Source organism: Spirosoma radiotolerans (assembly GCF_000974425.1).
Taxonomy (GTDB): Bacteria; Bacteroidota; Bacteroidia; order Cytophagales; family Spirosomataceae; genus Spirosoma; species Spirosoma radiotolerans.
Map to the genome: position 1 here is coordinate 5,120,278 of NZ_CP010429.1, position 22,595 is coordinate 5,142,872.

Genomic DNA, 22,595 nt, shown 5'->3' on the forward strand with positions numbered 1-22,595 from the left:
GAGCAAAGATCAAACAGGCTATATATAATCTACTTATATTCGATAACATTTGAATAATTAAAGTCTTGATAAAGACTTTCAGTTACCCGGCTAGAAATTTTTAGGCTTTTAATCGATTTAATTCCGGCGATTGGCGGCTTTCGCCGAACGCCCTAAAAATATTTCTACCTCTTGAGCAATCTCATTTTTTGTTTGCCAACGGCCTTCTTGAATCCAAGCTCGGAGATCTGATTCAACAAAATAAAGACGTCCTGAATTTTGGGGCTTAGAAAAGGGGATTTTCCGCTGACTTACGAGATTATAAATTGTCGATCGAGCAAGTCCAGTTATTTGTTGTGCTAATTCGATACCGCCTATACTATTAATAGGTTTTTGCTGTAGTTCTAAATGAAATTTGGAGAGTTCCTGTTGAATTACTTCGCGAATAGAACTAAGTAGTTCTTCTGATTCCATTTCATTCGAGAATAATTGTGCCATTTTTATCTAATTTTGTAGACACAAAATAATATTAACAAAATATGATAAACAAAAAAACTAAGCAAAGTTCTTCTTATGTGGGAAAAGCCCCACTTTTAGGGCTTTTTTATACTGTCCTAAAAAAAAATTAAAATAATATTTTCAATTATATATATTTTAATACAATTTAAATTGAGTATCGCTAAACGTATATATAAATAACCAAATAAAAATTTGCCTTGCGAGCCTATTTACAGGAAATGAGGTTTTATAAGAAATCTGTGCCTTCAACTACTCAGCTTTTGTAAACGTTTCTAATTATTATGTATACTTATGCTCTGATACTTTGTTGATGCGTGAGTAAATCTGTTATTTGAGTGGCTTTTGCTTTCTATGGCAATCTACAGACAATCCGATTACTAAGCGTTCCGTCGACGCTGTGTGGAGCTTAGCCAGGCCGGTTGGCAGCAAGCCGCCATTGCTCAGGCCTTCGGGTTAACCCAACCTTGGGTGATTCGAACCTAAAAAATACCAGCAACAAGGAATAACTGGGATGCAAGAAGGGAAGCGAACCGGGGCGTCAACCCGCTTTGCGGTCCAGCACCTGGATCAATTGTGATTAGGCCAGCACTAAGACTTATTCTATATGCGGATACTGTTTGATAAAATATGCACCTTATTCAAAAGAGGCTGGAATTAATCTGAAAGGGCTGTTTCTAAACGCCGATTCAGGCTTTGACTCGACTGATGTCGTGGCCGCTTGTGAAAAAGAGGAAATCATTGCCATTGGCAAGGAAATCCGCCAACTCAGCCAATTAGGAACCCGAGCGCTATGAAAGTGGTACACAAATTTTTAATGGCAAACTTTATCAAGATCGTTTAGTCATTGAGAAGGCCAATGCTTGGATTGATAGCTTCAAAGCCCTCTTAGTGCAGTTTAAATTTTTAGTAAAAATTGGATGAGTTTGTATTTATCGCATTCTCGGTCATTCTCCTGCGATAAATCAGCCGAAAACGGCATGTTTAAAAAGCTTCCATCTCAATCAGCCCACTTTTGGTTGATGACATACGCAATTTATTTATTAATTTCTTATCTTTAAAAGGTATCACTTTAACTATCAGCCATATGCAACTAACCAAGTATTTTGTGCTTTTACCGATCCTGTTACTTATTAGCAATAAAGCTATAAGCCAGATAAGTCCACGCTCTAGCTCAGTACCAAGAGGAAATTCTACAGCTTCAACGCAAGCGCCAGTTAGTTTGCCTACAGCCGCTAATATGCCTGCGGAATACGTTAGCGAAGTAGCAGATACAAAAGTCATATTGAAAAGAGTTGAAGGGAGTGCAAGCGATCAAACTGTTACCCTTCATTTCTTACTCACTAATCACAAGGCAAACACGGACACTCATATTGGAGGTGCCCAGGCCGTAGATACTGAAGGTGATGCTTATAACTATTATAATACGCCAATGCCTGAGTATAAAGTTGATCCTTTATTTACTGAAGCTATGACAAAAGCTTACTGTAATCTTGGCCGGGTACCCAGTTCAGTGAAAACCTTTCAAGTATTAAAAATAAATCTCTGGCGGGCTGATAGAGGTAGTACTCCTGTCGAGTTTAGAAATGTAGCCATTAGTTGGAAATAAATTTTTTTTGTAATCAATGTTAGATAAATTTATATAACTGACAGATTTTCAAGGCTTGATCACCACGGCTAGTTCCATCTCCCTATGTAGTATTTTGTAGGTAACTGCCAAATACTACATAAGAAGGTGGAATTGGTGGTATTAAACAATAGAAATACTTTCTTACACCATTGCTGATCTGTAATCATGAAAAATTACTATTGCTTGTTAGGGCTATTAACTATTACATGTTTTTTACATCTGGTCAATGCTCAGAATCCGATAGAAAGAGCACTTCAAGATGCCAAGAATTATACCCAAGGAGCTTCTACTGTAATTAAAGATTTAAAGGAATTGGGGGGCATGCTGCCGATTGGAAAACGGAAAAAAGAAGCAAGGCAGCAGCAAGGACAAACCGGTCAATCACAGACTTCCGGAAATAATGTGAATACACGTCGCTCGGAAGTAAGCGTTTACGACCCAGAACAAAATGATAGAGTGATTTCTAATACCCAAGCGCGTGAATGTTTTGAAAAAGCTCAATCTGAACAGGATCTAACAAGCCAGATAAAATATCTTAATGATGCGCTCAAGGCCGACAATACTTTAATTGAGGCTTACGATTTGCGGGGACGAGCATTAGTTGAATTAGGCAAGTTTGACGAGGCTGCTAAGGATTTCAGCAGATATATCGATTTCAGGCCAAAAGATCCAGAAGGATATAATAACCGTGGTTATGCATATCTGCAAGGCGAGAACTATCAACAGGCAATTGATGATTTCGGCCAAAGCTTGGCCAACAAAAGCCGTACTCCACATTACGTTTACAATAATAGGGGATGGGCATTTGCATTATCAGGTGAATATCAAAATGGAATAGATGATCTTGATGCTGCACTCAAACTTAATCCAACTACACCTAACGCCTTATTTCGTAAAGGCTGGTGTTTGCAAAAAGCAGGTAATAATCAGGATGCTCTAAATGTTTTAGATCGTGTCATTGCCCAGGATCCAAACGATATAAATGCTTGGTTTACTAAAGGCCAGGCAAATGCTGCGCTCAACTACCACAAAGAGGCTATTATTTGTTTTAGCAAAATACTAAGCCTTGATAAAACGAATATAGATGCATTGTTCGGGCGATCATTAAGTCATTATGCACTAGGTAAAATTGGAAACGCTATAGAAGATTGTTCGGCAATTCTTCAACTTGGTGAAGATGCGGCAACTTACAATACTCGCGGATATTTATTAATGCAACTTGTTCACCCGAGTTACGTTGAAGCTATAAAAGACTTTGATCGCAGTATTGCGCTTCCCAATGAAGCTTCTTATTTAGCTTATACCAACCGGGGCGAAGCCCTATTCAAGTTGGAGAAATATAAGGAAGCACAGCTTAACTTTAATCAGGCAATTGCTTTAAAAGCGGATCATCAACCTGCCCGCGATTGGCTTGACCGTGTTACGCGAGTATTAAACCCTAATACCTCGAGTTCTACCGTAAAATTGATCCCTAATTTTTTGAATCGCCATGCTTTAGTAATGGGGAACTCAACTTATCGCCATTCTGCTCCGTTGTCAAATAACCCACTTAACGATGCCGATGACATGGAAAAATTATTCAAAGATTTAGGTTTTAAAGTAACGGCGCGCAAAGATTTAGATAAGCAAGCTATGATTAATGTGGTGAATAGCTTTGTGAAAGAAACTCAGGCTCTAAGAGCTGACGTTATAACCGTATTTTATGCAGGTCATGGTATTGAAGTAGATGGAGTAAATTATCTAGTTCCTGTGGATGCTAGGCTTATTGAGCAAAAAGATGCACGTAATGAAGGGGTGAGTTTAGATGAGCTGCTCGAATCTCTTCATAAAGCTAAGGCAGCTATTAATCTGGTCTTTCTGGATGCCTGCCGAGACAATCCTTTTCGAAATTGGGAGGTAGGGCGTACGAATGATCCATCTATTTTAGCGCGTGTAACAGCATTAGGTTCCCCTAAGAACCTCCATGAAAATGTGGGGGTATATTATGCAACTGGAGCGAAAGAAGTTGCTGGTAATGGATCTGGCCGAAACGGAAGTTTTACATACGGCATTAAACAAAATCTACGGCGTAATATTTCATTAGACGATTTTTGGCGTAATACAATACATACAGTAAGGGAACAAACACATAACAAGCAAAGTCCCTTTCAATATGGCTCAATTGATGAACAACTAATATTTTAAAAAGTAGGGTATGTACGCTTAATTCGAGCTTGTTGATATGATTTGTTTAATTGCCTATCAATCAATAGGTGGCCACATAGTTGATAATAGGCTTTATTAACCTCATTATTTCCATTAATATAGGTTAATAATGAGGAATGGTTTGTATTGGAGTCTATGGTTTATCGTATCCTGAAAAGCCGAGGTTTAATTACGACCCCAGCCTACCGATTGATGGAAGCAGTCGATCAGTTCTATAATCCCACTACGGCTCCCAACCAGCTCTAGCAGACTGATTTTACCCATTTTAAGATCAAGCACTAGGACTGGTGTTATCTCTCGACCGTGCTGGATGACTATTCACGTTACATCCTAGCCTGGGAGTTGTGCCCAGGTATGCAAGCAACAGATGTAGAGAGAACCGTGCAATCGACCCTGAAAGCGAGTAGTCTGAAAAGCGGTCAACGGCCCCGCATGCTGTCCGACAATGGGTCGGCCTATGTGTCTGGGTATCTAAACCAATATCTAAAAAGGAAAATCATTGAGCATATTCGCAGGCGCCGTTTCACCCCATGGCCCAGGGCGAAATTGAGCGGTATCACAGGTTGATGAAAAATGTACTATTACTGGAGCACTACTATAATCCCGATGAGTTGAGGAAGCGCTTAACCGAATGGGTGGATTATTATAATCACCAGCGCTATCATGAGTCACTCGAGAATGTACGTCCCGCCGATGCGTATTGGGGCCACCAAGAGCAAATCGTAGCCGAACGGAAAAAATCAAGAAGCAATCGATGGCCCAACGGCGGAAAAGTCATATTTTCTCAGAAACTACAAAGTATGTAAAAGCGTCTCTTCTTTTTTCACTCGCATCTGTCCACTTTTGGTTGACGACACACAGTGAGGTTAAGATCAAGTTAGTTTTTCTTGACGCGAGCAGCAACAATCCATTTAGATCATGGAGTCAAGGAAGAGGTGTGGAGCTTCGTCCTAAAGAGGGCTCAACTACTGATACCACAAGAGTAAGGGGATTTCGTCCTTTAAAAGGGTCAACTGTTAAAGTTAACATTGGAGGATTTGGACAAATTCAAAGTTTATCAGTTACTACTAATTTTTCATGTCCTAGTTGTCAGGAGATTCATTTCCTTTTAGTAGTAAACAGAATGGTTTCATGACAATAGGATTATTACAATATGTGTACAAAGGGGTCAAATTAGAAGATATGTGGTAAAAGGTAATAAAAACTATATAATGATACATTTAGCAGTATGCAAATACAAATCCCCAATTCCTTTGGAATAATAGTAGAGACTTTGATATTTTATGTATTATTTCATTCCCATATGATCAAAAAAGCGTCGGCGCATAATTAGTACTTCAGGTTGTAGAAGATTTGGTTTATTATCGAACCTTTTATAAATAGAATTAGCTTCATAAAATAATCCATTCGCTGCATAATACTCAGCCTTTATTATTTGTTGTAATGGCTCAGGATATGAATACTTCTTTATGAAGCTATTCCACGTTGCATCCAGTTCCTTCTTTTCATCAGAGGTTAATAAACGGAAAGAGTAACGTTTGCAGACCAAGCCTAATTTTGTACTTACAGCCCAATAATATACTTCGCCTGGTTTAAAATCTGATAATGGAATCTTAATATGCGCAATGGTATCAGAAATCTCGGTCTGTTTCCAGATAGTAGACGAAATGCGATTATCACTATAAAAGGTAACAAAATACGTTTTAACAGGTTCTTTGGGAGACAGCCAGGAAAGATGCAGGGTATCAGACACGAAATTACTTTCACTATCATCGGACACCAAAGTTACATTCGGGCAATTTAGACCTCGAGAGGTACCTCCTTGGCTTCCCATTTGCATATCAGGTGGGTCTCTGCTGAATAATTCAGAAAATATTTGTTTCAATAGACCAGTGATTGATTCATTGGGCGAAGTTAGATTGTTAAATCCGTTCAGTAGGCCCTGTGTTGCTATTGCTGTATCACGCAAGCTTTGCCACTTGCGTACATACCATCGTTCAGGCTGATTTTTTGATGGATCTGTTTTGGAGGGTACAAGCTCATAAACTTCAATTTCTGTACCGGGCTGCATTCGAATTTTACTATTAGCAGCAAGCTCGATGGCTGTAAAATTTTTCCATCCAACATTATGCCGATAATATTGAGCCTTTCCTAATCGGCAAATAAGCCCCACAGTATTTCTACTTTGGCCAAAGGCAAAGTTAAAAATAGATATACTTAGTATTGTAAGTAGCAATTTCATACCTTAATTTTTATTAATATAGTTATATAATAATGTAATTAGCTTAGTAATAACTTTATCAACTAAAAATGACAAAGCTATTAACTTAATGAAAAAATCATCATCAAATACGAATTTAAACCAAGTATAACAAATCAGATAACCAATTGCTAGCATAGATAATCCAAAAAAAGTTACCAGACCTAACAACAATTCGGCAACAATTGGTTTATCTGTAAAACGGCTTGATATATGTCTATCTACTAAAAGGCTTACAACGATTCCGGTAAATACAAGTACTAAATTTAACCAGTAAGGCGACTCGTTGAAATACTCACCTCTGATTAGTGCATCAGCGGCATAAAGGTGTATAATTGTCCCATACGTATCTGGAAATGACCTACCCACATAAGTGGTATTCTTTGGTGTAAAATGAATGTCCTGTAATAAACGCGAGTCGGCTTCTAATCCGATATTACCTAATAGGACAATTCGATTCTTCAACCAATATTTTAAAGATAATGTGTCAGTAATGGCCAGAAGCTGTTTTGCAGTTACGTTAATATAATCGAGATTAGCAGCATAATAAATACGCTCTCTATCGTTCAACCTTTTATTGTATTTAATGAGCGTAGACGGATTATATTTAGCAGCTATTACAGCCGCAAAAGAGTACTGATTCTGTTTTAAGATTCCGGTAGGGATAAACCGGATGACACTTGTGGAATCAAGTGCTATAAAGTTTGTAACACCCTTTGTATTAATATCCTGAAAAGTAGGCGAAAGCGGAATAGGCTTTCCAGTTTTAGTAAGTCTTATTGCTAGAACTAGTTGTTTTTGGCACAATAGCGCTTGCTTAAGTAATATGTTTTCTGCCTTATTTCCTGTTCGCTCAAGAAACACATCAAGACCTACTACGCTAGGATCGTAACCCGCAATTAAATTAAGCAAATTTGCTAATTCTGTACGTTCTAAACCAGTAATATCGACAAGAGTAAAGGGACTTTTATATGATTTATTGTTTGACTTATGGGCGAAAGATACCCAATAATCACTCAGCTGAACATCGAAAAAGCCTTGCGTTGGACTGAGAAAGCTTACATTAACTTTTGAAAATATACTTTCATTAAGTAGTAGCCCTCCCAGAATTAGTACAAAAGCTTTCAAAGCTAATCTAAAAGGCCATTTACATTTTACATACCAGATATTAATTTTTGTTACTTTATCAACAAAACTTTGTTTTATTGATAAATAAATTAAGTAGAGTTGCTGTCTCCTTAGACTCAAATAACTTTTGCATCGGATGTTAAAGCTTCGAAATTTATTTACTTTTGATTTTCTAAAATGCCTTTTTAGAAGTCTTTTTAAGCGCGGCATAAGCAAGTTAATTCAATAATAAACTTACAAATAATAATTTCATCAAATAACGGAGCATGATATCTGAAGTGTATCAGCAGATTATTAGAATCAATGTACTTGAATCAATTCAGAAAAGGTAAATCAAATTTCAATCTAAATTTCTTTTCAGTTGTAAGCCGTTATTCATCATTGAATTTCAGATTTTGTATATCTGTTTATAAGAGGAAAATCAAGTAATTATAATAATTCCTAAATCTTATTCTGCCTTTCTTATTACTTATTAAAGCGAAATTAATTATTATTTTTTCGGAATAGATAATTTTTTACAATAATCAGAAAAACGGCTAATTGTTTGTCGAATCACAGAATCAGTATCACCACTGACGACAAACGATATCTTTTCCTCTTTCCCTTTAAAAACCTTCATAAGTAAATTAATACTTTTTGAATCATTTTTATACGTATAAGATCCTGATAATCTATAGCTTTCTGGATAATCATTTATTTCAATTCCATAGAAAGGACGGCCTAAACTATTTGTCATTAGTACTTCATTAAGCTGTTTTTGCAGATCAAATCGGTCACTTAATTGTTCATCACGTATCTGTGCAAGGCTGACGACAGGCAACGGCTGGCTAATTGGTACTTGCTCTCGATGAAGCTGGTCGGGATACTTCGCTATCCAGAAATCATTTAATTTAGTCAAAGAAGCAAATTGAGGAATTTGAAGAGTAATTTTCGTACGACCATCTGCTTTTTCTCTACGCGTATATTCTTCAACTCCTCTCCGAGAATATTGCAACCAATTGGTGACCTCCAGCTTACCATCCTGCGGATCTAAGGCCCCTCCACGCATAGCTTCCAAAAGAAAATGAGTTAACAATCCTTGTTGAAAATCATAGCTTTCCCAGCTTTGTTGCGAACTGGAAGAACTGGCTAAAATATAAGTGGCGGCTCTATCTTTCATCAAATCCAGCGCTTTATCAGCATTACCTAATACTGAGCGAGCCTGAATCTTATCTATAACTCGCCCTGAATAACAAGCATCTAAAATAAGTATTTGTTTGTTGCATTGAGATGTTTGTAATAACGTACGAAGTTCACTATCCAAAATAGACTGCCCCATATTAACACTATTTAAGGAAGTTGCTTCAGCTGTTAAAAAATGATAAGTCTCATCTACTGTACTTGATACACCATGCCCAGCTAAATAGATCAACAAAACATCATTCCGATTTGGTTGGATATCTTTTAGCACCCGGCGAATGTTGGAGGCTGTTGGCTTTAATGCGGGATCCTGATTTGTGGATGTAAGTTTAAATAGATGCACGCGATTGTTAAAGAATTGCTTGCTTCCCACCTCTAAACCCTGATAAATATTATCCGCATCTTTTGCCGCAAATGGTAAGAAAAGAGTTGACTCCGAATATTCTGAAACGCCCACAATTAAAGCCCACAACTCAGGTTGCGCATTTGATTTTGAACTAATCACTTTCCCTAAAGGTGTTTCTCCAGCACCTCGGGCAGTACCTAATAGTGCAATTGGAATTCGTGGGCTGATTAAAGAACCTGACTGGTTATAAGCTGCTACTTCAACTAAATTTTCTTCCCCTGAGTAAAATCGAAGATATTTTTTTAAGTCAAGGGCTATTTCAATTGACGGCCGGCCGGCCAGGGATTGAATATCATTCGTAATTGTTGTACGAGCATCTTCAATAATTAATTTCTGATTTAAGTAAACTTCAATACGTCCGATTCCTCCACCCCGATTTATTACATTAATTTTTACTTTGTTCGTCAAAGGGCTTAGTGTAACGATTGGATGGGCTTCAATTGATGTTAATGTTGGTGCTGATTGCAAAATCGCTCCATCAGTAAACCAAGATTGTAACATACGTGGTTTGTAAAAACGATTTTTTAATTGCTCTGGTGATAACGTTTGCTCTTTCAGACTCCACAGGCCAAGCTGAGTTATTCCATCAGAAGTTCCATCAAACAACCCTGTTCGGCTATCAAGTGCTAGAAAATCCAGATTGTCACCTCGTTTTGTAAGTAATGTTAATATTTTTAATTTATTAATAAATACGCATTTATCAGTTAATAAATGAAGCTGCATCCCTGTTTTACTAACACGCAAGCCCAATTGTCTATATTTTTCTTCTGAATAAGTTCGAAGCAAATCGCCAGTCTTAACATGAACTATATCAACAGAAGATCCATCACCAATTTCTAATTCTTTTCCGTCTTTGTTAAATTGTAGAAACAATGCTGGCTTATCAAGTTTTCGATATACGCCCTGATAAGTACCAGTACGTATGTCTATCCATTTTATGTATCCATCACTCGTACCAAGTAATAGAATGGATCCATCAGGAGAAAAACATGCACTCACATATTGATCTGACTTACCTCCGTACTGGTTAGTAATATTGCCAGTCAGTATATCGCGTTCATACATTTGATTACCTTCAGCAAAAAGCAATCGTTTACTTATCGGCGAAAAAGCAATTGTATTGAAATTACCCTCTCCTTCAATCTGAAAAAGGTGAGGCTTAAATGTGCTTTCTAAACCACGCAATTCAACTGTACGCTTATTTAAAGTTGCAAGTATAGTTGCGTCTTGAGTTAACTCAACATTTTCATAGGAATCTATACGGAGTCCTTTTATATAATTTCCTGACTGATTCTCCCAAATCCTGGCAATTTCATCGGTAAAACCCAATATTATTTTTTCATCTGTACTTAGTCTGATATTTTTAATTATTCCTGCACTTGGGCTACTATACGTATTTATAAGTTTACCAATAGGTAATAATAATTTTTCAATTTTATTGCCATTTGGTCTATAAAGGAAAGAGCCATCATTCGAAACTTCATAGCCTTCCTCAAAAGTATAAGGAAGTGTAGCAACAGTTTTACCAGTTATTAATGAAGTTATTTCAGTCTGGCCTGAAACTGACTTTATAACAAACTTTTTATTAGATGAAATTGATATTCCTCGTGGTGTCCCAGTAGTATCAGTTCTTAATAATTTACCATTTCCAACATCAAATAATCTTAATTCTCTAAACCCAAGAAGTCCAATCACAGTCGGAGAGACAAAGAAAACACGACGAATAGGAGCTAATGTAACAGCCTCGAATTTATTATCATTCATCTGGCGTATAATTTGTCCAGATTTATAATCCCAAATTCGAAGTACGCCATCTTGAGATGTTGCTATAATATTACCATCTGGAGAATAGGTAATTTGCTCTATATCATCGTTTGTGAATGGCTTAATGGAAATATTATTTGTCTGTCCGAAAGTACAATGAAATGAGTATAGCGAAAGTAGCGTTATTAGAAATATATATTTCGATTTGATCATAGTTCTTAAGGGGTTAATAGATCTTTCGTAAGTAAATTGGGCAAATAACCAGAATATTTTAAAGGGTCTACTATGACTATTTTACCTTCTCGTAAGAATTGAATTAGGGTCTTCATACCTATAGGCGTTCCTGTTATATGGTTATCTGTACTTACAATAGCATAATCTGCCTTATCGTTTTTTGAAAGCGCAATAAAATATGATTTTGGCGCATTAGCTGATTTCATCAGGACGAGCCCATAACCTGATTTAAAAGCCGTAAGCTTTTTATCTGCAGAATAAACTTGTCCTTGAATCTGAATATCAGCAAAGTATTTTTTTAATTCTTTTTTAGTTGACATATCAAAAACATGAAATGCTCCCTTTTCTTCTACTTCATCTTCAATAGCAACAGTAAATTGTTTCCCATCCTTTGAACAACTAACATGCATAATGGGCCCATCCATTTGCATCACCTCGCTCACTTTCCCTGTAGCAATATCTAATTGTTGTAGTCTGCCGTCATATGTTCCTATATAAAGTTGATAGTTCGCAGATGAAAACCCCATGGCAGTTATAACTGCAGCAGGTTCTGACAAATCTTTTACTATATTACCATCAAAGTCTCTTAATTGGCTTTTTGCTATATAACTACTTGTAAAAACATATTTCCCTGAGGGCGAAAGAGCCATTTTCTCCAAGCCTTCTCTAACAATCTTCTTTGATTCTATATAAGTTATTAGCTTACCTTTTGAAAAATCTAATTTGAACCAGCTTGGAGAGGGTGGGAAATTATTTTCAGCAATTAATGATTTCCCATCATTAAGGAAATGAGTATTTTTTAATGCCAAATCTCGCCCTTCTAGGGAATTCAATTTAGCTTTAGAAGTCATTTTATAATCAGGGTATGATAAAGTGTATAACACATTATCGATAATTGTTAATAGATATTTAGTGTCTGTCGTGTGTGCAAGGTTATCATATCGAAATTTGTTTTGAAATTTCTTTATCAATTTACCTGTTGTAAGGTCATATTCTAAAAGTTGGTTATTAGTGTACGTATAAATGAGCAAATTTCTTCCTTGATTTGTAAAAACAGGTTCGTAATCGTTATCTAAATCTTCTAAAACGTCACTAGCAATATCGATTGCGTTAGTTTGTTTGTTGACTGTGAGGTCCCAAACAATTAATTTATTTTCATCTGATAAAATTGTTGCATAATGAAATGAGGGAGAAATAGTGGTAAGAGCACTACGCTTTCCATCAAATGAATTCAGTTCTTTATAAGTAGTAAGGTCAAAAATCTTAATTACATGCTCTTGGCTAACTTCCTCTGTTATGGCAGCCAGACGCTTACCATCATTTGAAAAAATTAATTTAGAGGCTAGCAAGGCTCCTGTCGGATCCTTTCCAATTGGTTTTCCAAATCGGTACACTTCTTTCTGTAGAGTAATATCCCAAATGATAATTTCCCCTATGCTGGAGATTGCTAAAAGACGCTCATCTGGTGAAAAAGCAGATGCCATAACTGTCTGAATACCCACTAGCCGAGGGCTGGGAGACTGGGCGTTTGCAATTGAAACAAAGGAAAGCAAGATGAAACTTATAAAAAGTATAGATTTGGACATAGTTTTATATTTTTTTAAATATATTAAATTAACGTGAGCTATGAGATTATTAGTTTAATATACATTATAAATCGTCAAGTAAAAGTGGGCAAATATGCTATATAATACAAAAGGGAAGCATTCCACTTAAGCTTTCTTAATTTGATCTACTTGTACTTGTCGACCAACAGCTATTAATATTACTTATAGCTGCTTCTTGGATCATATCCTAAAATGTAATCAGCAATATCTAAGCTCTGTTGCCGTTCTTGAACCCATACCTTTAATTCGAGCAAATTACTGTTTTTGAAATCAAACTTTTGCGCTTTTTTAGCCCAACTAGAACGTGTTGGGGAATACTGTAATCTGAACTAAATAAGCGTCTGTCTATCTTCAAGTCGCCGAACTTAAATAGATATGCAGACCTGTTACCGAGCCCTGACAGACGCTCAGTGGCAAGTTATGATGCCTTTTTTTGATTTACAACGAAAACGAACAGTTGCTTTGCGCCAAGTCGTTGATGCTTTGTTTTATGTCCTGCGAACAGGTTGCCAATGGCGTAATTTGTCTACTCATTTTCCTCATTGGCAAGCAGTTTACTATTACTTTGGTCGCTTGAAGACGAATGGTTTGTTTGAGCAACTTAATCGAGCTTTGAATCACCTATACTGCCAACGAGAAGGTCGAGCCGCTTATCCATCCCTCCTTAGTATTGATAGCCAGCCTGCTAAGTTGACACCCAGGTTTTATGAACAGCGGGGGCTAGGAAGGACATAAGAATGTCAACGGCCGTAAGCGTCAACTTGTTGTTGACTGTGATGGGCGGCTCTGGGTGGCTAAGGTGCATGCTGCCAACCAAGCTGATTGAGCCGCTTCTACAAGTTTGGTAGCTAACATTGCTTACCTAAATGATCGACTGGAGAAGATCAATGGTGATCAGGCCTAAAATGGCGTATTTGCCTAAGCATTCCAGTATTGGGGACTGGTATTTGAAAAGCCTTACGTCCTTAATCAAAACGAGAGTTTGTTCCCGTGGCTAAACGCTGGGTCGTTGAACGAACGATTGCATGGACAAATTTCTTCCGACGCTTAGCAAAAGACTATGAATATACCATATCTTCTTCGGTCAGCTGGCTTTATTTAGCTGACATGCGAGTGATGCTGCAACGAATATCTCTCCCTAACACGTTCTAACTAATCTGTGCGTTCAATTACTCTATTTTTGTAAACGCTGTGAATCATTAGATATAGCTAACCTTTAATACCTTAAAAATTAATCATTCTACTAGCAAACGTAAGATTGCCAAGTAAATAGGCTAGATGAACTTTTAAGTCAAGCATGTTCATCTAGCCTAAAGTGCATTATTTAGAGTATACTCAATCCAGCTTTCAATATTGGCGCAATAAAATTGCGTCTAATCAATCATTTAATATATATAGGTTACATAATATCAATCATTAAATTTCAATAATGCTTTTGTATACTTTCTTTTCACATCATCCTCAAAGGAGTCCAAATAATTCTCAGTGGTCTTTAAATCTGTGTGCCCTAAGCTTTCAGCAATAAATTCGGTAGGCGCACCAGAGCGTTTTAAAACTGTGGCAAAACTGTGCCTTGCATAGTAGCTACTTACTGGCTTAGCAATTCCTAAGTTATTAGCTATACGCTTCATCCACTTATTAATAAATTTAGTTACATTTTGAACAAGGTCACGCTCTCGTTTAGGGGTTACATTAGATTCTAAAAATGGGAATACGAATGACTCTTGATGTCGTTCTTGTGTACCCCACTTGTCTATAATTTCTTGAGCTGGTTGACTCAGAATTACAACTATTGGCTTCAACTTTGTTTTAGCGGTGTTAGCCGTTTTTGCTCTGATAAACTGTAAGCTATCCTCATTTATATTCTTCCATTTGAGACGACAGATATCTTTAACATTCATACCATTACACAAATAAGAGAAAATCCATAGATCCCTTGCTTTTTCCTCCGAGCTACCTGGTTGAGCCGAGAAATGGAAAATTTTTTCAACCTCAGCTAGTGTCAGAGCTTTTTTTATATTTCGACTGGCCGGAATTTGATAACGATGTTTTCCAAAAGGATACTGCTCTTTTGTAATGATGCTTTTGTCCAAAGCTTGATTCATGATGGCGCGTACAGACCGGAGATAAATCCCTACGGTTGTTAATGAACGCCCTTTTTGAAGCATGCTTTTTTCATATTTTTTCAGAAATTCAGGGGTAATATCTTCAAATGATAGAGATCTATACCCTTGGCTAATTGAAGCTAAAGCACCTTCATAACTAGAAGCTGTACTAACCTGGCCATCTTTCTTTAGTTTATCGATATATATTTGGAAGGCAGAAGCAATATCACGTCTCTTCGCTTTTTCCTTAAGCGTTTCAGATTCGCTTTGAAAATAATTCCGTTCAAATGCCTCAAAGGTAAATTCTTCTAAAGTTTTTAGCACACCTTCAGCCTTTGCCTCGAAGGCAGCAATACGCTCCCGAAGCAAGCGGAGTTCCTGTCGAGTTTTTGACTTATCTTGAACCTCTGCCCATTTAGTTTCCAGCATATCGATCCCAATATTATAATACCGACGAACACGCTGGAAGGTAATTCTTAACTTGAGTGGGAAGGTTCCATCAGCCTTGTTCCTTCGAATATCTAGAATGACGGCAGCTGTAGCAGTATGAATTTTCATGAGGTATTTATAACACATTTTGATACACAAATATAACAAATACCTATAAAAATCAATAAAACAACTATTCAATTAGCTTACTTATACTCTTGAATGTCAGCACTATAAGTAAGTTAAAGTAAATAACGATAAAAACATAGAACAATAAAGCATCTGACTGTTAATCAGAGGGTCGCTGGTTCGAGCCCAGCTTCGGGAGCAAAAAGCCTCAAAACACTCAGTTTTGGGGCTTTTACATTTATTCTGTACACGAAAATGTAACTTTGATTTTTTTGTAAAAACTAAGTTTCTTCTATAAAGTCTGTGATAGTTAATAGATTCATATTCCTTCCCTAAAATTAGTATTTAGAAATTCGGATAAACCGAAATACTGCAATAAAATCTTTCTCATATTTAGAAAGTAAATTAAAACCTTTATTATTAATTAATAAGACTGAAAGAATATTAATTACACTCTATTTGTCATGAAGATCCCACCCTCGTTTGATTTAAAGTTAAAAGATAATCAAAAACTAGAAGGTATAATAAAGATTTCCTGCTCTACATATGGAAAGATATTAGAAGAAAATAAACTTACATTCTTTCCAGAATATACGGACCATGGAATCAATCACGTTGAGAATGTTCTTTTTTCAGCCGAGAGATTAATATCGCATGACACACTAAAACATCTATTAAAGGCTGAAGATATATCATTATTAACTTTATCAATTTTGCTGCATGACTTTGGCATGCATTTGACACTAGAAACATTTGAGAAGTTAATTAATGTGTCTAACTCGTCAATTTTGATACCTGAACTAGATAGCAAAAGTTGGCCCCAACTTTGGGAAGACTACTTAGAAGATGCCCAAAAGTTTAGTGACAAGCAAAAAATAAATTTATTTGGTAAGCATGATATAGTAATAAAACGTCCTCCTTTAGAAAACAAGCTACTTATCAACAATGTAGATAAAATGTTAATTGGAGAATTTATCAGAAGAAATCATCCAAGACTTGCCCACGAAATTGCAATAAAAGGTTTATTAGATCATAAAGGCGAGTACATTACATTTGCAAACGAGTTAAAAACAGAATTTAAAGATTTAGCTGGTTTGATTGCTAGAAGTCATGGCATGGATATTAGAGATACTTTTCAATATTTGGAGAAAAGATACAGCCATGAATGGAGGCAACCTTTTAATATACAGATTATTTTTTTAATGGCTGTAATAAGAATTGCTGATTACTTTCAAATAGACGCTACAAGAACTGATAGTTTCTTGCTTAGATTTAAATCTTTCTCAAGCCCAATATCTGAAACCGAGCATAACAAGCATTTATCTATAGAATTCACTAAAACATATGTTGAAGACAAAGAATCCCTCTACATATCTGCTAAGCCAAAAGATAGTTATTTATTTGTAAAACTAAACGATTTATTTAAAGACATTCAAAGTGAATTAGATATGTCTTGGGCAATACTTGGAGAAGTATATGGCAAAGAAGAAACACAAGATCAACCTAAAATTATTTATAGAAGAATAAAGTCAAATCTAGATCCAAAAAGTCCATATCTATACAATCTTGAATACATTCCAGAAAAAATCAACTTTAATATTGACCCAGATCTACCTAAAATACTGATAGCTCCGTTATATGGTGAAAACCCATCGTTTGGAGTAAGAGAATTAATTCAGAACGCTACAGATGCTTGCCGAGAAAGAAAAGAGCTAGAAAATTTATCGGGAAATACCACCTACAAAAGTAAGGTAAGCGTGTCAATATCTAGTCGTGCGGAAAAGTATTACTTTTGTATAAATGATAACGGTAAAGGGATGAATCTAAAGGAAATTAAGAGCTATTTCCTTACAGTTGGATCGTCTTATAGAAATAGTTTAGAGTGGCAAAGGAAATTCCAAAATAAGCTTGGTCAAGTAAAAATAGTCAGAAACGGAAGATTTGGGATAGGACTACTGGCTGCTTTCTTGATAGGATCAAAAATAACAGTAACTACAAGATCATATAAAGAAGATTACGGTCTTACATTCTCAACGTACATTAATAATGAACAAATTGAAATAACAAAAGTAAACCCTATACCTATTGGCACAGAAATTTTAATTGAAGTATCTTTTGAAATAATTCAATCGTTATTGAAAAATACAACATCCCGAAATTCTTTTATTTCGATACCCAAATGGGATGAATGGTATGGATTAGAAGAACCGTTAGTGTTGTACTCAAACGATTTTGATGAAAAGAAAAAAGAATGGTATGAATCGCCTATTCGTTTATCAAAATTTAGTGGCGGAATATTAGACGGCTGGTCTAGGTTTAAAACAACTGAATTCCCGCAAATCGATTGGAATATTAAAGATTACGAAAGTAAACTTTATTGTAATGGAATTAAAATTCCTTCAAGTTATAACTTCTCAGATGATGGCTTGATAAGTAATGGGCCTCTGATTAGTATGTTTGATTTATCGGCTTCTTTGCGACTTAACCTTAGTAGAGATAAAATAGAAGGTGATTTACCATATGATAATGAGCTAAGAGGTAAAATTTATAAACATATAATTCATGAGTTAATATTTTCAAAATTTGTCGATGGTAAGCCTTCACATCTAGAACATGACAATCCATATTCTATTCGTCATCCTTCTTTTGGTAATGATAAAGCAGGTATAGGACTTGGAGCAATTACTACACTTGCAGATTCGAACATAAGAAGGTCAATAAATCTAATAGTCGGTAAAGACGGTTTTTTTCCTAATCTTCCCTATTTCACAGATAGAATAGAATCAAAAGCTATATATGTAGCCTTGTTATCAAATAACATTAAAAGAAAAAATGAAAAAAAGTACATTGTTGGAGATCTAGATGACTATTATATACAAATAGTGAACTCCACGAAAAGTATAGGCACGAAAAATGACTTTGCTCTTACTTTACCAGAATTCTTTGTTACAAATAAATTCAAAAATGACACACTAGCAAAAAGAATTCTGAAGAGGAAGCATAATTATGGCGAGCCTAAAAAGAGATCAACAATTAACGAAGATAATTATATTCCTGACTTTGAAATTTTTATTAATCAAAAAGTATATAGAGAGTACGAAAAAAGGGATAACTTACAGATTATCTCATCACTTTTCAGTAAACCATTAAGAAAGGCAAAAAATTATTATTTATTATCTGAAGATATATATGAAGAAGAAGGAGATGATGTAGTCGAAAAATTAGGCATTGATTTTATTGTAAAAAAGAAAACATTTAATAGCATTTTTGAGCCGAAACTTTTCAGCGATATACTTCATAAATATATAGGCAACAATGTATTAATACCATATGATTATCAAAAAAGATTAACTCTATATGAAAAGCTCATTAAAGGGTTAAATAAAAATGACACATTTTAGTGTATTGTATGATGCAATAAACTTAAATAAATTATCTATTTGAATTTTATGCATCATACAATACACTAAAAATTTCAACTTATATCTATATTCTTTCTTAATCTCTTATGTGCCTTTTGACAACTTTGGCTACAAAAAGTAGCATCTAATCTCTTCCCTTCAAACTCATTACTACAATATAGGCATTTCTTTTTATAAAAGAAGCTTTTCCATACTTCAGTATAGTGCCCAAAGTTAGGGTCATAGTGGTTAATAATTTTACCCTTCTTCACTTCTTCAAAGTGGTAGTTTCGAAGACCGTTTTTCCCTTGAACTAACTTTTTATCTGTTTTCATTCGAATGTACGCGTTAAATCTGTGTAAAACCTTTGTTAGCCTTGTCGTAGCTTTGCTTTAGCCATCCGGTAAACCTATAAAAGCCTGCCGTAAGCCTACCCTAAGCTACCCGTAAGCCTATACGGTGAGTATTGAGCTTTCAATCAACGCTATGGTTTACCAAATACTCGTTAAAATCTTTACTATTTATGTAGTAAAAGGAGCAATCCAGAACTAATAATTCTTCTTTTACCAGTTGCTCTAAAGCTCGTCTACCAGCCTTGTCATTATCCAAAAAAACGTTTATCTTTTTATGTGATGCTAATAAGGGTAAAGCATCTTTGATAAAGGAGAGTGAGTTTAAGATGATAGTCGAATTCTTTAGCCTTACTGTATTGAAATACTGGCAACAAGACAGGAAATCAAATACCCCTTCGAAAAGGTTGATTCCGTTTGAACCTTGAACGGGCAAATAGGTAAACCACTTTGGAGAAGTACCCCCTTTGAAATTGTAGCTACGTAATTCATACCCACCTTTACCATTTCGGAATCCAGCTGCGTAATACTGTTTTTGATTGATACGGTAATGAATCTCTTGCAAATAGGTCGAAGCTAGAGCTTGAGAGATTTTACGGCTAGTTACATAATCCATTAAAGCCCGGTCTCGTAATGGCTGTACTTTTACAATCTCGACAGTTGATGATTGCTTAGCCTGAGAGGGATTAACACCGCTAAAAGAAAAGGATTGTATCTTTTCCGGTTTGATCGCTTCCAACGCGTTTATAGCTTCCATAAAGCTACAGCCATTGATATACTGAATGAGTCGGATTATATCCCCTTGCTCTCCTACCCCACTATAATCGTGAAATACGTTTTTCTGTGGATTGACAAAGAATGAAGGGGTATGTTCTTCGTGCTTAGGAGAATAGTAAACTAACTCAGCCCCATTTGCTTTTACAGGTTGTAAGCCTTGCTCACTCAAATAATGGGTTATCGGTATTGCCTTCAATTGCTCAATTTGCTCTTTGGTTTTCATGCCTTTTTCTTTAGCGGTGAAAAATCTATCACTCGCTTACTCTTTAAGTTACTTTCTGATAATCAACAACTTAAAGCATATTTTTCGAGTACCTATTGTTTGCTCTTTACTCGCTTTTAGGCTTTCTTTCGAGAACCAACTAAAATCGAGTACTTTATTTTCTACTCTACTTTTTATTCATAAGTAATTGATTTACATATAGTAATAGTAGTTCGAGTAAGCGAGTCGGTAGGTTTACTTCATTTTTACAAAATACCCTTTCTCTGAGTAGTTCTTCTTTGGGTTGTAATTCGTTTGCTGCCTAAAACCCATTACTTGCATAGCCTTGCCTATTTGCGTTCGATGGAGCCGTAAGGAAACCTTACCCCTCAGGTATTCTTCAATATCTGAAGCTGTGTTAAAAATGGATTCAATGTCCCCCTTTTCGCCTGGTATGTAGTATTTACCAATTACTTCCATTTCGGTCGTTGTACGCAAGAAACGACGATTTAGAAGCTCTTGCTGATTAATTTCAGCGGGAGTCATATTACATTCAAAGGCAGGATCATTTAATAACGTATGAGCTTGCGCCCAGACACGATCAATCTTAATTACAGCTGCGTATCCCTTTGGCCCTCCAGCATCGTGATTTATACTTTTGACCACAAATGGAAGCCAGCGAACGTTTCCCGTTTCATCGGTTAGAAACTCATTCTGGTTTGTACTGGCAACAAAGCTTGCGCGACGAGCAAAAGGGGTTTCGATGTTCTGAAACAGTAGCCTAAACTTGACCGTACTTTCTGAAAGGACAGACTTAAATTCATTGTTTAGCTCTCTTTTGTCGAAAGAAGCCAGTTCATCTAAGTTGACGAAGAAGTTTTGAATCAGCGAAAACTTGCCCTCCTTACTACCAAAATCAAATCCTTTTTTAGCATAGCTTTTTAAGCCATCGGGAATGAGATAATCTAAGTAGGTAGTCTTACCATCATTCTGTTTTCCGACCAATGTTAAGCATTGCTTATTGAACGGAATCTTACCGACTGCTTGACCAACAGCCCGAACAAGCCATTTTTTAAACATCCGTTTCCACCATTTTTGGTCATTGGTTTCGACAAAGTCAGCTAACTCGTCAATATAATCAGGTTGTGACTCGTTCCATTTTGATAAGCCTTCAAAATAGGTTATAAAGGGGTCATACTTGGGAATTAACCTTGAGCCAAATAATGCTCGCAGGGGGTCCTTAAACCCTTTAAAATTCGCATTGAATAGCTCAAACTCAATGTCAGCCATGTTGACTAACTCCCAATCAGAAGTAGTCTTTTTCTTCCGCTCTAACTGGTTGGATACGATGTTGATGCGGTATTCATGCTTGTCAAATAAAAACTTCTGAATACGCTGGATAATAGGTTGCCCTTCAGTGTTTTCGTCATTGTTTGAACTAGATTTCATATCTTTACTATTGTTTTGAAATATTGAAAAGTATAGCACGCTCCTGCCAGAGCGTGCTTTTTTGTTAAACGGCTTCGCTCAATGGCTCTTCATCATTTTGGCGGTCTTGAAATTCTTTAATGTGGCGTATAACGGCTTCTTCTGTGCGCTTTGTATAATACTGTTCTGTTGTGCTTGTCTTCTTGTGTCCTAACATGGTGGCTACACTGGTTAAAGGCACATTATTAGCGATGTAATAAGAAGCGCATGTTTTACGAGCTACATGGGTGGTAAGTCGAACAGGAATCTTACAAATAGCTTGTATTTCCTTTAAAATACGGTTCATAACTTGATTGGCATAAACGGGTAAAAGTCGATTCTTCTCTAGGCAATCAGGGTTATTGGCGTACTTCTGTAGAATCCGTAATGCTTTAGGCACTAGCGGAATTGTACACATATTATCGTTTTTACCACGCTTTATTTTAAGCAGCTGGCTACCGTCTTCTTTTGTTACCACATGCACACTACTTAACCGACTGACGTCCACGTAAGCCAAACCTGTATAGCAACACAGTAGGAAAACGTCTTTTACATAATTGTACTCCCGACCAACGAAAACGGCATCTTCTAAAGCTCGTATGTGGACTTCTCGCAGAGAAACAACGTCTTTACGTTCCCTTCTCGGCCGAAAGAAGGCAAAAGGGTTTCTATCCAGTCATTCATTTGCAATGGCATAATTACAGGTACGCTTTAAAAACTCAGCATGTAGAACAGCATGGTTATGACCATGACCGAAAGTACGTTTGCAGAAGTTGACCAAATTCTGAGCATCGACTAACTTAAGATCGCTCAGTTTAAGATGTGGG

Annotated in this window: 17 protein-coding genes; 7 read left to right on the plus strand and 10 right to left on the minus strand. The window is 36.3% G+C overall.

All coding sequences use genetic code 11. The features are described 5' to 3' along the window. Positions 1 to 117 precede the first annotated feature (117 nt). The gene (locus tag SD10_RS20750) at positions 118 to 477 is read right to left on the minus strand and encodes a helix-turn-helix transcriptional regulator (protein ID WP_052731238.1); all 360 of its coding nucleotides are present in this window, start codon (positions 475 to 477) and stop codon (positions 118 to 120) included. 638 nt (positions 478 to 1,115) lie between these two features. Here SD10_RS20750 and SD10_RS29700 point away from each other — a divergent pair. From SD10_RS29700 to SD10_RS28845, 5 genes are all read left to right on the plus strand, one after another. Further along, the gene (locus SD10_RS29700; RefSeq protein WP_158500581.1) at positions 1,116 to 1,292 is read left to right on the plus strand and encodes a hypothetical protein; all 177 of its coding nucleotides are present in this window, start codon (positions 1,116 to 1,118) and stop codon (positions 1,290 to 1,292) included. Positions 1,293 to 1,510: 218 nt separating this feature from the next. Next, positions 1,511 to 2,104 (plus strand): hypothetical protein, encoded by a 594-nt coding sequence (locus tag SD10_RS20755; protein WP_148562480.1) that lies wholly within the window; start codon positions 1,511 to 1,513, stop codon positions 2,102 to 2,104. Between the two features lie 186 nt (positions 2,105 to 2,290). Then, entirely contained in the window at positions 2,291 to 4,309 is a 2,019-nt protein-coding gene (locus tag SD10_RS20760; protein WP_082111646.1) for a caspase family protein, read from the plus strand. A 324-nt stretch (positions 4,310 to 4,633) separates the two neighbouring features. Then, entirely contained in the window at positions 4,634 to 4,897 is a 264-nt protein-coding gene (locus SD10_RS30525) for a DDE-type integrase/transposase/recombinase (RefSeq protein WP_082111647.1), read from the plus strand. Continuing rightward, positions 4,897 to 5,136, plus strand: coding sequence for an integrase core domain-containing protein (locus tag SD10_RS28845; protein WP_227699033.1), 240 nt, complete (start codon positions 4,897 to 4,899; stop codon positions 5,134 to 5,136). Before SD10_RS30525 ends, SD10_RS28845 begins: the two co-directional genes overlap by 1 nt. A 482-nt stretch (positions 5,137 to 5,618) precedes the next feature. Here SD10_RS28845 and SD10_RS20770 read toward each other — a convergent pair whose 3' ends face one another. The 4 genes from SD10_RS20770 to SD10_RS20785 form a co-directional block, all read right to left on the minus strand. Beyond that, entirely contained in the window at positions 5,619 to 6,572 is a 954-nt protein-coding gene (locus SD10_RS20770; protein ID WP_046576432.1) for a hypothetical protein, read from the minus strand. 3 nt (positions 6,573 to 6,575) lie between these two features. Next, positions 6,576 to 7,928: a CHASE2 domain-containing protein gene (locus SD10_RS20775; RefSeq protein ID WP_082111648.1), complete on the minus strand. Its 1,353-nt coding sequence runs from the start codon at positions 7,926 to 7,928 to the stop codon at positions 6,576 to 6,578. A 280-nt stretch (positions 7,929 to 8,208) separates the two neighbouring features. After that, positions 8,209 to 11,280 carry a caspase family protein gene (locus tag SD10_RS20780; RefSeq protein WP_046576435.1) on the minus strand — a complete coding sequence of 1,024 codons (3,072 nt, stop codon included), beginning with the start codon at positions 11,278 to 11,280 and terminating at the stop codon, positions 8,209 to 8,211. Positions 11,281 to 11,285: 5 nt separating this feature from the next. Next, on the minus strand, positions 11,286 to 12,785 hold the full coding sequence (locus SD10_RS20785) for a WD40 repeat domain-containing protein (protein WP_227699034.1): 1,500 nt from the start codon (positions 12,783 to 12,785) through the stop codon (positions 11,286 to 11,288). Positions 12,786 to 13,331: 546 nt separating this feature from the next. Here SD10_RS20785 and SD10_RS30145 point away from each other — a divergent pair. After that, positions 13,332 to 13,643, plus strand: a complete 312-nt coding sequence (locus SD10_RS30145; RefSeq protein ID WP_262507426.1) for a transposase — start codon at positions 13,332 to 13,334, stop codon at positions 13,641 to 13,643. Positions 13,644 to 14,317: 674 nt separating this feature from the next. Here the strand turns inward: SD10_RS30145 and SD10_RS20790 are convergent. After that, on the minus strand, positions 14,318 to 15,571 hold the full coding sequence (locus SD10_RS20790) for a site-specific integrase (RefSeq protein ID WP_046576438.1): 1,254 nt from the start codon (positions 15,569 to 15,571) through the stop codon (positions 14,318 to 14,320). 464 nt (positions 15,572 to 16,035) lie between these two features. Between SD10_RS20790 and SD10_RS20795 the strand changes: the two genes are divergently transcribed. Beyond that, positions 16,036 to 18,972 carry an HD domain-containing protein gene (locus SD10_RS20795; RefSeq protein WP_046576439.1) on the plus strand — a complete coding sequence of 979 codons (2,937 nt, stop codon included), beginning with the start codon at positions 16,036 to 16,038 and terminating at the stop codon, positions 18,970 to 18,972. A gap of 74 nt (positions 18,973 to 19,046) precedes the next feature. On the opposite strand, the gene SD10_RS20800 is transcribed toward SD10_RS20795, so the two are convergent. From SD10_RS20800 to SD10_RS28850, 4 genes are all read right to left on the minus strand, one after another. Further along, positions 19,047 to 19,307, minus strand: coding sequence for a hypothetical protein (locus SD10_RS20800; protein ID WP_046576441.1), 261 nt, complete (start codon positions 19,305 to 19,307; stop codon positions 19,047 to 19,049). Positions 19,308 to 19,446: 139 nt separating this feature from the next. Further along, positions 19,447 to 20,322: a toprim domain-containing protein gene (locus SD10_RS20805; protein ID WP_046576442.1), complete on the minus strand. Its 876-nt coding sequence runs from the start codon at positions 20,320 to 20,322 to the stop codon at positions 19,447 to 19,449. A gap of 234 nt (positions 20,323 to 20,556) precedes the next feature. Beyond that, a complete protein-coding gene (locus tag SD10_RS20810) occupies positions 20,557 to 21,750 on the minus strand; it encodes a VapE domain-containing protein (RefSeq protein WP_046576444.1) in 1,194 nt (397 codons plus the stop codon). Between the two features lie 64 nt (positions 21,751 to 21,814). Then, entirely contained in the window at positions 21,815 to 22,276 is a 462-nt protein-coding gene (locus SD10_RS28850) for a tyrosine-type recombinase/integrase (RefSeq protein ID WP_262507327.1), read from the minus strand. Positions 22,277 to 22,595: the final 319 nt, after the last annotated feature.

What these genes read in the sequence shown, in the direction of transcription:
- SD10_RS20795 (WP_046576439.1), top strand. Translation starts at nt 16,036, where the DNA reads ATGAAGATCCCACCCTCGTTTGATTTAAAGTTAAAAGATAATCAAAAA.
- SD10_RS30145 (WP_262507426.1), top strand. Translation starts at nt 13,332, where the DNA reads ATGCCTTTTTTTGATTTACAACGAAAACGAACAGTTGCTTTGCGCCAA.
- SD10_RS20750 (WP_052731238.1), bottom strand. Translation starts at nt 477, where the DNA reads ATGGCACAATTATTCTCGAATGAAATGGAATCAGAAGAACTACTTAGT.
- SD10_RS20780 (WP_046576435.1), bottom strand. Translation starts at nt 11,280, where the DNA reads ATGATCAAATCGAAATATATATTTCTAATAACGCTACTTTCGCTATAC.
- SD10_RS20800 (WP_046576441.1), bottom strand. Translation starts at nt 19,307, where the DNA reads ATGAAAACAGATAAAAAGTTAGTTCAAGGGAAAAACGGTCTTCGAAAC.
- SD10_RS20760 (WP_082111646.1), top strand. Translation starts at nt 2,291, where the DNA reads ATGAAAAATTACTATTGCTTGTTAGGGCTATTAACTATTACATGTTTT.
- SD10_RS20790 (WP_046576438.1), bottom strand. Translation starts at nt 15,571, where the DNA reads ATGAAAATTCATACTGCTACAGCTGCCGTCATTCTAGATATTCGAAGG.
- SD10_RS20775 (WP_082111648.1), bottom strand. Translation starts at nt 7,928, where the DNA reads ATGCCGCGCTTAAAAAGACTTCTAAAAAGGCATTTTAGAAAATCAAAA.
- SD10_RS28845 (WP_227699033.1), top strand. Translation starts at nt 4,897, where the DNA reads ATGAAAAATGTACTATTACTGGAGCACTACTATAATCCCGATGAGTTG.
- SD10_RS20770 (WP_046576432.1), bottom strand. Translation starts at nt 6,572, where the DNA reads ATGAAATTGCTACTTACAATACTAAGTATATCTATTTTTAACTTTGCC.
- SD10_RS20785 (WP_227699034.1), bottom strand. Translation starts at nt 12,785, where the DNA reads ATGGCATCTGCTTTTTCACCAGATGAGCGTCTTTTAGCAATCTCCAGC.
- SD10_RS20810 (WP_046576444.1), bottom strand. Translation starts at nt 21,750, where the DNA reads ATGAAATCTAGTTCAAACAATGACGAAAACACTGAAGGGCAACCTATT.
- SD10_RS20805 (WP_046576442.1), bottom strand. Translation starts at nt 20,322, where the DNA reads ATGAAAACCAAAGAGCAAATTGAGCAATTGAAGGCAATACCGATAACC.